Genomic DNA, 12,837 nt, shown 5'->3' on the forward strand with positions numbered 1-12,837 from the left:
TGTAACCACAGTATATTATCGAACTGTAATTTTTACAACAACAGTTAAGATAAAATTTCTTCTTCCCTTGAGATTCGGTTAAATAACGGCTACGCTAAAGACACAATACAATACGTTTTCAGGAGGCAGACAACATGGATCTGAATATCGGAATTATAGGTACGGGATGGTTCAGTAAAGTGCACGGCGATATTTTGGCCGGCATGGATGGAGTCCGCGTTACCGCGGTCAGCGGGACAAGCTTGCCTAAAGCGGAATCGCTGGCGGCGCGTTATCCCGGAGCCCGCGGCTTCGCGACTCTGACGGAGATGTTGGACAGCGGGAAGCTGGATGCGGTTTATATTTGCGTTCCGCCGATGGCCCACGGGGACATCGAAGCCGAATTGATCGACAGGGGCATTCCCTTTTTGGTGGAAAAACCGCTTGGCGCGGAACTGGACGTTCCGCTCGGGATTTTAAGCCGGCTGGAGAAGAAGCCGTTGATTCATGCCGTCGGGTACCATTTCCGATACAAGGCGACGATTCAAAAGCTGAAAGAGAAGCTGGAAGGAGCAACGCTCGGGATGGCCGTCGGCTCCTGGATGGGCGACATGCCGCAGGTTTCCTGGTGGAGAAGGCAGGAGGGATCCGGCGGCCAGTTCATCGAGCAGACGACCCATATTGTCGATTTGCTGCGGTATACGGCCGGTGAAGTCCAGGAAGTATACGCCACTTACGCTAACCGCGTCGTCCATAACCAGTTCGAGAATGTCAACGTGGCGGATGTGGGCACCGTAACTCTGAAAATGCAGAGCGGGGCGATCGCAAATATCTCCAACACTTGCATATTGCCGGGCGGGGTAGGCAAATCCGGCCTTAGCCTATATACCGACGAGGGGGTTCTGGACTGGAATCCGGACCGTCTTGAGGTAGCGAGAGCCGGAGAGAAGAGCTCTTATGCCATCCATGACAATCCCTACGTAAAAGAAAATGAAGCTTTCATCCATGCGCTCCGGACCGGGGATGCGTCGGGCATTCTTTCCGATTACGCCGATGCCGTGAAGACGCAGCGGGTAACCTGGGCGGCCTTTGAATCGGCTTCTTCCGGCAATCCGGTTAAGATCGAAAATTGAGATTCAAGATATCCGGTTGCCCAATTTTGGACTTCTGCAGAACTAGGTTGGTCTCAGCAGACCGTGATCGTTGAGCAGGCCAAACGACGCTGCGGTATACAAAAAAGGACCTCGCCAAAAGCGAGGTCCTTTTCTATGTTAAACCTAAAATGTCAGATCGTAATTCACGAAATGAGTGTCCTTGGCTTCCGTTATCGCCACGTCCCCGCCCAAAAGTTCGGTGATCTGAATCAGCGGACCGACCAAACGATCCTTAACGATAACCACTGGAGCTTCCAGGTTGACGGCCTCGCCGTTCAGGGTGGCGATCGGATCATTGGCCCCGAGCACGAGTGTCTTGTCGCCGCGGGTCAGGGTTGCTTTCTTGGAAGCCGCATCATAAACGAACTCCGCTCCGGTGCCCAGCGCAAAATCCTTAAGCGGAACGCGCACCTGGTCTTTGGACGTCGTAGGAATTTGACTGAACGATGCGGGTTGCCCTTCAACGGTCAGGGTGAGCGAAAACACCGGTCCGTTCTCGTTGATGACCAGGCTTTGCACCTGCTGTTTAAGCTGGCTGTTGTTCAGATCCACATTATCCCCGGTCACCAGATGCGTACCGGCAGCAATCTCTTGAACGATCAGCTGGTTGATTCCTGCCGAGTGGTGCGACAAGTCTTTGTAGACGCCAAGATCGTAGGTAATGGAACTGTCGTTCTGGAAGTCATGGATGGTCACGTTGTCATAAGCGCTAAATTGCTCGTACATATATTTTTTCATGGCGAGCTGGTTATTGAACCGCTCCGGGTTGAGGCTATACCAGACTTGCTGCCGGATCACGGAATACGGCGGATAGTAGATGACGAATTCGATTTCCGGATGAGCTTTGACCAGACTGAGAATATTGTCCTGGAAGCGTTGCTTGACCACGTCCAGCGAAGGTTCGTTCTCCGATGTGGTCTGTTCCGAGAGCCAGGCTTCCTTCCATTTGGTCAGCACCCGGTCGGCCCCGTACACCGCGTAAGCATCCCAGTTGTTAAGCTTTTCAAGATTGCGGTACTGTGGATATTTGTCCTTGGGCAGGAACAAGGCCCCGAAAGCCTGCTTTACGTTCGAAACGTTAAAAATGTATTTATAGTCGTTGAGCTTGTTCTCGTCGTACAAGTAAAACGGAAAGGACTGCTCATCCCGCACGGAATTTTCGCGAAGGGAGAAATAATCAAGTCCCCAGAGAATTTTCTTGACCTGACCGGTGCCGATAGCGACGTTGGCGATCATCCGCTGCTCCTTCGCGGTCGATCCTTCCGTCGACAGCTTCAATACGTTGCCGCCGAGGCTTTCGCCGACCTCGGAAGGGACGAAGTTCTCTGTCATGGAACTGCCGATGATGACCATGTCATACTTGTAGTTTTTAGCCAGACCGGGGTTCTGGTAGCGCTGCTGCCCCGAGAACAGAGGCTGATAAGACGCCTTCCGGTACTGCTGAAGAGGGTCGACGGCATACACGAACGTTCCAACGATGGCACCGAACAGCACAACAAACACGAGGAACGAGATGACAAAGCGAATATTTTTCAAGAAGTGATCTCCCTTTCACAGATATATGAGTTAGAAGGTGAAGTAAAGGAACTCGCTGACTTGGTTGAAATACAGTACAGAGAACACGAACAAGAACGCGATAAACGCGGCATATTTCAAGTTAGGACGGAATCTCTTTTTCATATCCATCGAGTTGAGCGCAAACACGGCAACAACCAGGGCAACCGCAATCATCAGGACTTGTCCGAGCAGACTCATCGACACGCCGATATCACTGAAGTTGAACATGCCGCGGAACACTTTGATGGCATCATCCCAGGTTTTGGCCCGGAAAAACACCCAGCTGAAATTGATGAACATGAACGTGATGAACCAGGCGACCCAACGAGGGAGCGTAATCCCGGTTTTTTTCCACAATCGCTCAATGACCTGGGCAACCCCGTGCAGCAGGCCCCAGACGATAAAGGTCCAGCCCGCGCCATGCCAAATTCCGCCGATGACGAAGGTCGCGACCAGGTTGAAATAAGTGCGGTAATGGCCTTTGCGGTTTCCGCCCAGCGGGATATAGATATAATCTTTCAAGAACCGGCTCAGCGTCATATGCCAGCGGCGCCAGAAATCCTGGATGCTGACGGCTTTGTAAGGAGAGTTGAAGTTGATCGGCAGCTTGATATTGAAGAGCAGGGCGATCCCGATCGCCATGTCCGAATACCCGCTGAAATCAAAATAAAGCTGTAAGGTATAAGCCAGCGAAGTTGTCCATCCTTCGATCAGGCTTAAGTGCGTGGACACGTCAAATCCCTGTGTAGCGATCGGTGCCAGCGTGTCGGCGATGACGACTTTTTTGAACAGCCCGATACAGAATACGAACAGGCCTCTCGCGACATTGCCGGGAATGATCTTTTTGCTGCGGGCCCGGTCAAATTGCGGCATCATCTCTTTATGATGGAGAATCGGGCCGGCGATCAGGTGGGGATAGAAGGTAACGAAGAGTACGTAGTTTACGATGCTGTACTCTTTCGCTTTACCCCGGTAAGCATCGACCAGATAGGCGATTTGCGTAAAGGTAAAGAAGCTGATCCCTAGCGGAAGTGCCAATTGCAGCAATTGAAGCTGTGCCGAAAATAGCGAATTCACGTTCGAGATCAGGAAATCGGCGTACTTATAGTAGCCTAACAGCAGGACGTCTCCGGTTATCGCCAGGGTAAGCAGCAGCTTGCGGACCGATTGCGATTTAGCGGAGTGGCTTATAGCCCAGCCCATAATATAGTTAAAGGCGATAGAAGCTAGAATTAACGGAAGCGACTTAATGCTCCACCAGGAATAGAAGAACAGGGAGGCAACAGCCAGCCACAGTTTGCCGATGACGGGCGGGCAAAAGCGGTTCAGCAAAAAATAGACGACAAATGTGACGGGCCAGAAAGCAAAAATGAATTCGTAAGAGTTAAACAGCAAGTCCCTTGTACACCTCTTTGCTAAAATATGAAATATTCAAATAATATGATCATAACCTAGTTGGCAATAATCGACAATGCAAAAATACGGATCGGCTCTCTGCGGGAGACTCGAAAAAGAGGCTGTTCTTCCGGACGGAAGTCAGCCTCTTTGTACTTAAATGCATGTCGATAAAATATTAACGTTGTTTGGCGCCGGGAAGTTACTGTTACTTGACGGTTTTATTATAGTTTCCTATCTTGCCGGTGATCGCTTCGGCTGCATCGTCAAGCGCTTGTTTCGTCGTCTTGGACCCGCCGAGCGCTTCTTCGATCGCGCCTTCGACGATTTGCCGGGCTTCCGGGAACACGCCCATCACGGCGCCTTGCGTGGCTTGGCTGGGCTTGCTGGCATGCAGCTGATCGATGGCCGTTTGGAACTGCGGATATTTGGCGAGATTATCTTTCACAATCTGTTCATCATATGCTTTTTTGGTGATCGGAAAATAGCCGGTGGCAATATGCCACTTTGCTTGGGTTTGCGGTTCGGCAAGGAATTTAATGAATTCCCAAGCGGCCTTTTGCTCAGCTTCAGGCTTGTTGTTCAGGATCCAGAGGCTGGCCCCGCCGACGACTACGCCGCCGTTATCCGCGCCTTCGGGTCTCGGCAGGAAGGCGGTGCCTACTTCGAATTTATCCCCTACGCCGTCCACGATTCCGCGCAGGCTCGCCGTGGAATCCAGCGTCATGCTGATTTGCCCTGCAAGAAACGCCTTTTTGGTATCATCGGTTTTCCGTCCCAGGTTGATGGCTGCCTTGCTGTCGATCAAGCCTTTCCACCAGTCCAGCGTTTGGACGCCGGCATCGGCGTTCACGAGCGAAGCTTCCGTCGGGGCGGTCCGGCCGTTGCCGTTGTTTACGTATTCCGCTCCCTGGTTGGCGAAAAACTGCTCCATGAACCAGCCGTAGATGGCGAAGGAAACGGGAGCGCCTTGCTTAGCCAGGCTTCCGGCGGCCTGCGCTACTTCCTCATAAGTAGCCGGAGCCTTGTCCGGATTCAGTCCGGCGGCTTTAAACAGGTCCTTGTTGTAATAAAGGATCGGATTGGAGGTGTTGAACGGCATCGAATATTGCTTGCCGTCAAAGGTATAGTAGCCCGCAATGTTCTCTTCCAGCTGGCTGACGTCATAGCCTTCCTCGTCGATGAAATTCTGGACCGGCGTGATGGCCCCGGAGTCGATCATGAAGCGGGAGCCGATTTCATACACCTGAATCAGGGAAGGGCCGGTTTTCGAATCCATCGAAGCTTTCATTTTATTCAAGCTCTCATCATAGGTGCCCTGGTAGATGGCTTCGACCTCCACGGTATCCTGCGAGGCATTGAAGTCGGTCACCAGTTGATCGGCCGCTTTGCCCAGTTCTCCGCCCATGGAATGCCACCAAACTACCTTGGTTTTCCCGGCGGTATCCTCTTTAGCTTGGCCCGAATCGTTTCCGGCGGACGCTTGCTTATTGTTGCCGGCTGCCTCCGCATTTGCGGCGGTATTTGTATTCGCCCCTCCGCCGCAGGCCGACACCAGCATGGACAGCAGTAGTACGGTAACCAGTAAAAATGAACTTTTCAGCTTGAATGGTCTCATTCCGTTTTATTCTCTCCCTTGAATAGCGTGAATTTTTATTTAAAACCGTCCCGGAGGACGGGGATCTTCCGGCTCGGCCGTGATTATCCCTTGACCGCCCCGGCGGTCAGCCCGCGGACAAGCTGCTTCAGGCCGATGACGATCAGCAGCAGGGAGGGCAGTAACACCAGCGCCACTCCGGACAAGACGATGTTCCAGGCGGTGAATTCTTCGAATTGCAGCATGCTGACGCCGATCTGGACGGTGCGCATCTCGGCGGTGTTGGTGATAAGCAAAGGCCAGAGATACATATTCCAGGCGTTCAGGAAGACATAAACGGCCAAAGTTGCCAGACCGGGCCGGGAAAGCGGCAGGACGATGTGCGCGAAATAGCGCAGATGCCCGCACCCGTCGATCCGTGCCGCTTCGAACAGTTCTTTGGGCAACTGCAGGAAGAACTGCCGTAGCAGGAACACCCCGAAGGCCGAGGCAAGAAAGGGAAAGACCAGACCCGGATAAGTATCCAGCCAGTTCCACGATTTGATCAGCAGGAAGTTCGGGATCATCGTCACTTCCCAGGGGATCATCATGGTCGACAAGAAGAGCGCGAACCACACCGCCTTTCCGCGAAAGGAAATGAACGCGAAAGCGTACGCCGCCAGGCTGGCGGTAGCGAGCTGTCCCAACATCACCAGACCGGAGACAAGGAAGCTGTTCAGGATAAAGCGGCCGACCGGGATGAGGTCGATGACCGATTCAAGGCTTCCGAGATAGAGGCTGGAGGGTAGCAGCCTGGGCGGAAATTGGGTGGTTTCTTCCGGCGTCATGAAGACGGACAGAAACGTATACAGGAGCGGGTACAGCACGAACAAGGACAGAAGGCACAGGATAAGGTACACCGCACCTTTTCGCAGCGGATGGGAGAGCGTCATTGATAATGCACCTTCTTTTCCACAAAAGTGAACTGAATCAGCGTCAGAATCAGGATCAGCACAAAGAGAACGAGGGCCATGGCGCTGCCCGTACCGAACTGGTAGTTGACGAAGGCTTCTTTATATATGGAATAAACGAGCACTTCCGTGGAACCTGCGGGACCGCCCTTTGTTAAAATATGCATCTGTCCAAACGCCTGGAAAGAGCTTATGAGCGACACGACGGTCAGAAAAAACACGACCGGGGACAGGAGCGGCAGAAGGATGCTCACGAACGTGCGGATATGACCGGCGCCGTCGATTCTGGCGCTATCGTATATGTCTTCGGAGATCCCCTGCAGGCCGCTGAGCAGCACGATGAAGTTAAAGCCCGAGTTCATCCAGACCGTCATGATGGAGATGGACAGCAAAGCCCATTTCGGATCGGTAAGCCATTGAACCGCCGGCAGGCCGGCCAGATCAAGGAAATAGTTGAACATGCCGAGCGTAGGGTGAAAGAGCATCATCCAGATGACGGCGGAGGTGCTCACGGAGAGCGCGAGCGGTAATGAGAAAATAAACTGAAAGATTCTCATTCCCTTCAGGCGGGAATGGGCGAGCGCAGCCATGATCAGGCCGAGGATCAGTCCGCCGGGGATCGTCAGGAGCGCGAACTTACCCGTAACGGCCAAGCTGCTCCAAAACTGCGAAGAAGTCAGAAGCTGCCTGAAATTATCAAGCCCGACATAAGCGGCGATTTGTCCCCGCGGATCGGTCAGAAAGAGGCTGAGGTAAATGGAGCGGATCAGCGGATAAAGCAGGAACATGCCGAAAAGAACGATGGAGGGGGCCAGGAAGAGATAGGCTAGCGCGGGTTCTTTGAGACGGGATAGCTTCCATCGCCTGCTGCTAACCGTGCTGTAACCGGGTGCCTGGGTTACGGCAGGAGACGGTGCGTTTCTGACTGTCGTGTTCACGGTAAATCTCCTCCTTTGGATAGGAATGCATAGAGACGGTTCCATGGAAAAAGAGCATTTGCAGTGCAACAACATCTCTACCAGTTTAGAAAAGAGGAATTATCCCGGAGTCAACGCGGGGTAAAGTTATCGTTAAAATTCCGGAATTTGCTGTAAATGTGCAGGATTAGGAAGTGAATCTCCGATTCAATAGGCAAATTCCTGTAAAAATGCAGCTTATCGGGCTAATATCTGACCGGAATGAGACTTAGGAGGATTTCTCCTGCATTTTTACCGTAATTCGCTCCAATATGCGCTTGCTCTACTGAAAATGATGCATTTTTGCAGAAACTCACAAATCGTTCTATGCGTTTAGGCAAGCTGTACCGTAAAATCTGCCGATTTGATCGTCAACACCAAGCAATTAATAGAAAATAAGCAATAATCTCAGTCTACTAGTCCATGCATAATCTATCAGTCCTTCATAGAATGTACTATTCCCAGAAAGGAGTTGATTGAATAATGGCAGTCCTTATAGAACATGTCATTAATGTCCCTACCCCGATTGCGAACGGTGCCGCGATCAATGTACCGCAAACGCCGGCCGGGCAAGGAATCGCACTGGTGCGGGTTACTATTCCCGCACAATATCCGGTCAACCGGGTCCAATTGGATGCAACGGTCGGACTCCAAGGTATCACAGGCATTCCGAGAGTCTTGTTCCGCGTGTTTCGGGACGGCACGGAAATCTATTATGCAGTCCAGGGCGTAGAAGCGGACTTCGAAAATGTTAGCCTTACCTCTTTGATCGCTGCAGACATCAATGTTGCCCCTGGCGTCCATGACTATGTTCTCTCTGTAGAGAATCTTGAAGCAGGAACACAAGCCAGAGTCATCGGACCGATCGTATTCACCGCACTGGCTACAGCTTAATTCTAACCATTGACGCAGCAACCAAATCTCATGGAATATTTAAAAAAGCCACCCTGCAGTGGGTAGCCAGATCAGATTTTAAGAGAAACCCTATCCTTTTTTGGAACAGGGTTTCTCTTGTTTTAGGTATTTTGGAATTAGAACAACGAGACGGTTGCCTTCGACTCTCCAAACGATCTGGGCGGATCGCCATCTACTTCATGTTCTGCACGGTTGCGGTCATCCATGTTTGTTCCCTGACGCTGTGCAACGCGCGTAAAGGCAACAGCGAAGAAACCCATGCTGTTGCTATGCTGGAACACGAATAACGTCCTTTTTGGACCTTAATCCATCAAATGGGCGAGGCAATAGAGAATAGCGTCCTTTTGGGCCGCTATTTTAATACAAAACAGGCAAAGGAGCTTCGAAAGGTCATTTCTATCCGAAATAAGAGCCCAGGAGTACGCTAATTCTTGGCAAAGTGCCTAAAAGCGCGGAATAGCATCCTAAAAGGACGCTATTCTAGTGAATCCCATAAGTTTCATGGCAAAAAATTGACCCCGCCATAGGCAGGGTCCATGAGAGAAATCTTTATACTAAAAATTAGGAGGAAACGTTAGCAAGGTGCCTAGACTAATGAATCAGCAAATTGATGATCATAGGCGCAACGCCCAGAGTAAACAAAGCAGCCAAAATCATCGAGATGCTCGAGATGGTACCGGTCAGGGAGCTTAGTTCGAAAGCTTTGGAGGTGCCGGTTCCATGGGCGCTTGTGCCAAACAGGACGCCGCGGGCAACTTCGCCCTCAATGCGGAACAACTTCATAATCCAAGGCCCGAGCATGGCGCCCAGCAGACCGGTTAATATTACGAACACGGCCGTTATATTCGGCACGCCGCCGATCACTTGCGATACGCTCATCGCGATCGGAGTCGTTACCGACCGGGGAATCAAGCTGCTAACCAGCTTCATATCAAGATGCATCCATTCCGCTAGGATGGCGGAGGAGAACATCGCCACGACGGAGCCGGTCAGCACGCTGACAAGAATTTCAACCGCATGTTTTTTTAACACATTGTAGTATTTGTAAAGGGGAACCGCAAAGGCGATGGTAGCCGGCTGCAGCATGGCGCTGAGCCATTTTCCCCCGGAATGGTAAGTTTCGTAAGGAACCTCGATCCAGATTAATCCGACGATCAGCACAAGCGGTGTAAGCAGCAGCGGCGACAAGTAGACCCGAGGCCGGACGCGGTACAATTGTTTGGATAGTCCGTATACGACAAGAGTGACAATCAGACAAATCAGGCCCTGTATCATGACAGCTTCTGCTCCTTTCTTTTGGCGATATGCGAGGCGATCAGGCCCGAACTGGCCATGACGATCACGGTGCTGGATACGACAACGATCAAAATCTGTACGCCGTCATGCTCCAGAAGCGGGATGTATTTCATCACGCCGACGGCGGCCGGGATGAAGAACAACAGCAGCTCCGCAAGCAGCCAGTTCGCTCCCTGTTCAATCCAGGTCAGTTTTATGATGTTCATTTTCAATAAGGCGAACAGGACGATAATGCCCAGGATGGATCCAGGTATCGGCAGATGAAGCCATTGCGCCAGATAGTTCATTACGAGAGAGAATAAAACCAGAATGGCGACTTGAAGAACAATTTTACCGATCGTTTTGATGTTTCCCATGGTGTGGGCACCTTCGTTTCTGTATAGTGAATGTTAATAATGAAATATTACATCAATTGTTTTCATGGGTAAAATGAATATACTGAATGAGAATCATTCCATTTGTCTATGACAAAAAGCGATGAAAGAAGGGACATGCTAAGGATGGATATCCGGCAAATGCAGTATTTAATTGAGGTAGCCCGCCTGAAAAGCTTTACCAAAGCAGCCGATGCGCTCTTTATTACGCAGCCGACGATCAGTAAAACGATTAAAGGCATGGAAGAGGAGCTGGGCGTTGTACTATTCGACAGGGTTGGCAAAAAGGTGGAACTGACCGATGCGGGCCAACTGATCGTTTCGCAAGCGCAGCAGATCGTAACCTCTTTTCATAATCTGACGGCGGAACTGGACGACTTGCGCAATTTGAAAAAAGGCCACATCCGGATCGGACTTCCGCCTATGGTAGGGTCGAGCTTCTTTCCCCGGGTCATCGGTCAATTTCATCAGCGCTATCCTGAGATTACCATTCAATTGTTCGAAGACGGGGCAAAAAAAGTGGAGTCCGACGTAGCGGACGGATTGCTGGAGGTTGGCGTCGCGGTTTTGCCGACGGTTCAGGAGGGACTGCGCAGTTTTCCGTTTGTCGAGGAAAAGCTGAATCTGGTGGTGCATCCTTCGCACCCCCTGGCGGAGCGGAACCAAGTGGATTTGGCGGAGCTCGCGAGTGACGGGTTTGTCTTGTTCCGGCAAGATTTTACGCTGCATGACCGGATTATTGCCGAATGCGCTATAGCGGGCTTTCAGCCGCATGTCATATACGAGAGCTCGCAGTGGGATCTCATCAGCGAAATGGTGGCTGTCGGCCTGGGGATTACCTTGCTGCCCGAGACGATTTGCCGCGAAATCGATAAGGAGCGGGTCCGAATCCTGTCGCTCGTGAACCCGGTCATCCCATGGAAGCTGGGGATTATTTGGCGGGAGGACCGGTATTTGTCGTTCGCTACCCGGGAATGGATCAGGTTCGCGCAAGAGGTGTTGACCGCTACCCCGGATAACGCTTAATTGCTTAAAAGCACAAAAGCCATAAAAAGTTCACGAATTGGAGAATATAACCATGAAAAGCTACCTAGGCATGTCAGGGTGGATTCATTATAATAACAAAATGTGCATTTAAATACATCAATATTAGGGGACAGAGCCTGAATGAGTCTTTTCAGAAGAAAATCGATTACTTCTATGCTTCAAGAAAAAGCTGCATCCAGCGGCGGCGGATTAAAAAAAGAACTTGGCGTATTTGACCTAACGATGCTCGGTGTCGGATGTGTAGTAGGCACCGGGATTTTTGTGTTAACCGGAGTCGCTGCCGCCAAGCACGCCGGGCCGGGGCTCATTTTATCCTTCCTCCTTGCCGGGATTGTCTGTGCTTTTTGCGCGCTATGCTACGCGGAATTCGCCTCTATGGTCCCCGTTTCGGGAAGCGCCTACACGTACAGCTATGCCACTTTCGGAGAAGTTATCGCCTGGATTCTCGGCTGGGATCTGATCCTGGAATACGGATTCGCCGCTTCTATGGTGGCCAGCGGTTGGTCGGGGTATTTTCAGGGCCTGCTATCCGGATTCGGCCTGGAAATTCCCAAAGCGCTCAGCAGCGCCTTTAATCCCGCCGGCGGGACTTACTTTGACTTGCCTGCCGTACTGATCGTTTTGCTGCTGACTTTCATCGTATCGCGCGGAGCCAAGGAATCGACGCGGCTCAATTCAATTATGGTTATCATCAAAGTCGCAGTGATCATCCTGTTCCTTGCCGTCGGCGTATTTTATGTGAAGCCGTCCAACTGGACACCGTTCATGCCGTTCGGGTTCGGCGGCGTGGTTACCGGGGCGGCAACCGCATTTTTGGCTTATATCGGCTTTGATGTCGTAGCAACGGCTGCCGAGGAAGTGAAAAACCCGCAAAAGGATTTGCCGAAAGGCATCCTTTGGTCGCTGGCCGTTTGCTCTTTGTTGTACATTCTGGTTACCGCCGTATTGACAGGCATCGTTCCTTATACCTTGCTAGATGTTAAAAATCCCGTTGCTTTCGCGCTCCAGTTTATTCATCAAAACTGGGTGGCCGGTTTTATTTCCCTGGGTGCTATCGTCGGTATCACTACGGTGTTGTTCGTACTTCTGTTTGGACAAACCCGGCTCTTTTACGCGATCGGACGCGACGGGCTTCTTCCGGAGAAGCTGTCCAAGCTTAATCCGAAAACAGGGGCACCTGCCACAAGTACTTGGGTAACCGGCATTGTGGTCGCTATCTTTGCCGGCTTGATTCCGCTGAACAAACTGGCCGATCTCGTTAGTATCGGCACCCTGTTCGCCTTCATTTCCGTCTCCCTCGGGGTTGTCATTTTGCGGAAAACCCGCCCGGACTTGCAGCGGTCCTTTAAAGTGCCGCTCGTTCCGTTGATTCCGCTGATTGCGGTGGCAACCTGCGGATACTTGCTGATCAGCCTGCCGCGGATTACGTGGATTGCGTTCCTGCTGTGGATGGCCCTCGGTCTGGGCGTTTATTTCTTGTACGGTTACAAGCATAGCCATTTATCCGGGAAGGCAGAGAAATAGCCGAAATAAAGAAAAGCATGCATATTCCCGGCGAAAAGTGCTGACATTAAGCGGAGTATTTCTACAATTCAAGAAGAAGGAGAGAACTTTCCG

11 protein-coding genes are annotated in these 12,837 nt (G+C 51.4%); 4 read left to right on the plus strand and 7 right to left on the minus strand.

Annotated features, from left to right (window positions below):
* Nucleotides 1–134 precede the first annotated feature (134 nt).
* The gene (locus tag ACLB09_RS14435) at nt 135–1,112 is read left to right on the plus strand and encodes a Gfo/Idh/MocA family protein (protein WP_410770527.1); all 978 of its coding nucleotides are present in this window, start codon (nt 135–137) and stop codon (nt 1,110–1,112) included.
* A 144-nt stretch (nt 1,113–1,256) separates the two neighbouring features.
* On the opposite strand, the gene ACLB09_RS14440 is transcribed toward ACLB09_RS14435, so the two are convergent.
* From ACLB09_RS14440 to ACLB09_RS14460, 5 genes are all read right to left on the minus strand, one after another.
* Entirely contained in the window at nt 1,257–2,669 is a 1,413-nt protein-coding gene (locus ACLB09_RS14440) for a copper amine oxidase N-terminal domain-containing protein (RefSeq protein ID WP_410770528.1), read from the minus strand.
* A gap of 30 nt (nt 2,670–2,699) precedes the next feature.
* A complete protein-coding gene (locus ACLB09_RS14445; protein WP_410770529.1) occupies nt 2,700–4,085 on the minus strand; it encodes an MBOAT family O-acyltransferase in 1,386 nt (461 codons plus the stop codon).
* Between the two features lie 208 nt (nt 4,086–4,293).
* The gene (locus ACLB09_RS14450; protein ID WP_410770530.1) at nt 4,294–5,703 is read right to left on the minus strand and encodes an ABC transporter substrate-binding protein; all 1,410 of its coding nucleotides are present in this window, start codon (nt 5,701–5,703) and stop codon (nt 4,294–4,296) included.
* An 83-nt stretch (nt 5,704–5,786) separates the two neighbouring features.
* A complete protein-coding gene (locus ACLB09_RS14455) occupies nt 5,787–6,614 on the minus strand; it encodes a carbohydrate ABC transporter permease (protein WP_410770531.1) in 828 nt (275 codons plus the stop codon).
* Complete coding sequence (locus ACLB09_RS14460) at nt 6,611–7,570, minus strand: carbohydrate ABC transporter permease (protein WP_410770532.1); 960 nt, start codon at nt 7,568–7,570, stop codon at nt 6,611–6,613. Before ACLB09_RS14460 ends, ACLB09_RS14455 begins: the two co-directional genes overlap by 4 nt.
* A gap of 501 nt (nt 7,571–8,071) precedes the next feature.
* On the opposite strand from ACLB09_RS14460, the gene ACLB09_RS14465 reads away from it, so the two are divergent.
* A complete protein-coding gene (locus ACLB09_RS14465) occupies nt 8,072–8,482 on the plus strand; it encodes an exosporium protein C (RefSeq protein ID WP_410770533.1) in 411 nt (136 codons plus the stop codon).
* A gap of 612 nt (nt 8,483–9,094) precedes the next feature.
* Here ACLB09_RS14465 and ACLB09_RS14470 read toward each other — a convergent pair.
* Both ACLB09_RS14470 and ACLB09_RS14475 read right to left on the minus strand, forming a co-directional pair.
* The gene (locus ACLB09_RS14470) at nt 9,095–9,778 is read right to left on the minus strand and encodes a CidB/LrgB family autolysis modulator (RefSeq protein WP_410770534.1); all 684 of its coding nucleotides are present in this window, start codon (nt 9,776–9,778) and stop codon (nt 9,095–9,097) included.
* Nucleotides 9,775–10,155, minus strand: a complete 381-nt coding sequence (locus ACLB09_RS14475; RefSeq protein ID WP_410770535.1) for a CidA/LrgA family protein — start codon at nt 10,153–10,155, stop codon at nt 9,775–9,777. The genes ACLB09_RS14470 and ACLB09_RS14475 overlap by 4 nt, the downstream gene beginning before the upstream one ends.
* A gap of 144 nt (nt 10,156–10,299) precedes the next feature.
* On the opposite strand from ACLB09_RS14475, the gene cidR reads away from it, so the two are divergent.
* Both cidR and ACLB09_RS14485 read left to right on the plus strand, forming a co-directional pair.
* Complete coding sequence (gene cidR / locus ACLB09_RS14480; protein ID WP_410770536.1) at nt 10,300–11,199, plus strand: cidABC operon transcriptional activator CidR; 900 nt, start codon at nt 10,300–10,302, stop codon at nt 11,197–11,199.
* A 141-nt stretch (nt 11,200–11,340) separates the two neighbouring features.
* Nucleotides 11,341–12,744, plus strand: coding sequence for an amino acid permease (locus tag ACLB09_RS14485; RefSeq protein ID WP_410770537.1), 1,404 nt, complete (start codon nt 11,341–11,343; stop codon nt 12,742–12,744).
* The last annotated feature ends 93 nt before the right edge of the window (nt 12,745–12,837 follow it).

The organism is Fontibacillus forbon, assembly GCF_046559655.1.
Taxonomy (GTDB): Bacteria; Bacillota; Bacilli; order Paenibacillales; family Paenibacillaceae; genus Fontibacillus.

What these genes read in the sequence shown, in the direction of transcription:
- ACLB09_RS14485 (WP_410770537.1), top strand. Translation starts at nt 11,341, where the DNA reads ATGAGTCTTTTCAGAAGAAAATCGATTACTTCTATGCTTCAAGAAAAA.
- ACLB09_RS14455 (WP_410770531.1), bottom strand. Translation starts at nt 6,614, where the DNA reads ATGACGCTCTCCCATCCGCTGCGAAAAGGTGCGGTGTACCTTATCCTG.
- ACLB09_RS14435 (WP_410770527.1), top strand. Translation starts at nt 135, where the DNA reads ATGGATCTGAATATCGGAATTATAGGTACGGGATGGTTCAGTAAAGTG.
- ACLB09_RS14465 (WP_410770533.1), top strand. Translation starts at nt 8,072, where the DNA reads ATGGCAGTCCTTATAGAACATGTCATTAATGTCCCTACCCCGATTGCG.
- cidR (WP_410770536.1), top strand. Translation starts at nt 10,300, where the DNA reads ATGGATATCCGGCAAATGCAGTATTTAATTGAGGTAGCCCGCCTGAAA.
- ACLB09_RS14475 (WP_410770535.1), bottom strand. Translation starts at nt 10,155, where the DNA reads ATGGGAAACATCAAAACGATCGGTAAAATTGTTCTTCAAGTCGCCATT.
- ACLB09_RS14470 (WP_410770534.1), bottom strand. Translation starts at nt 9,778, where the DNA reads ATGATACAGGGCCTGATTTGTCTGATTGTCACTCTTGTCGTATACGGA.
- ACLB09_RS14450 (WP_410770530.1), bottom strand. Translation starts at nt 5,703, where the DNA reads ATGAGACCATTCAAGCTGAAAAGTTCATTTTTACTGGTTACCGTACTA.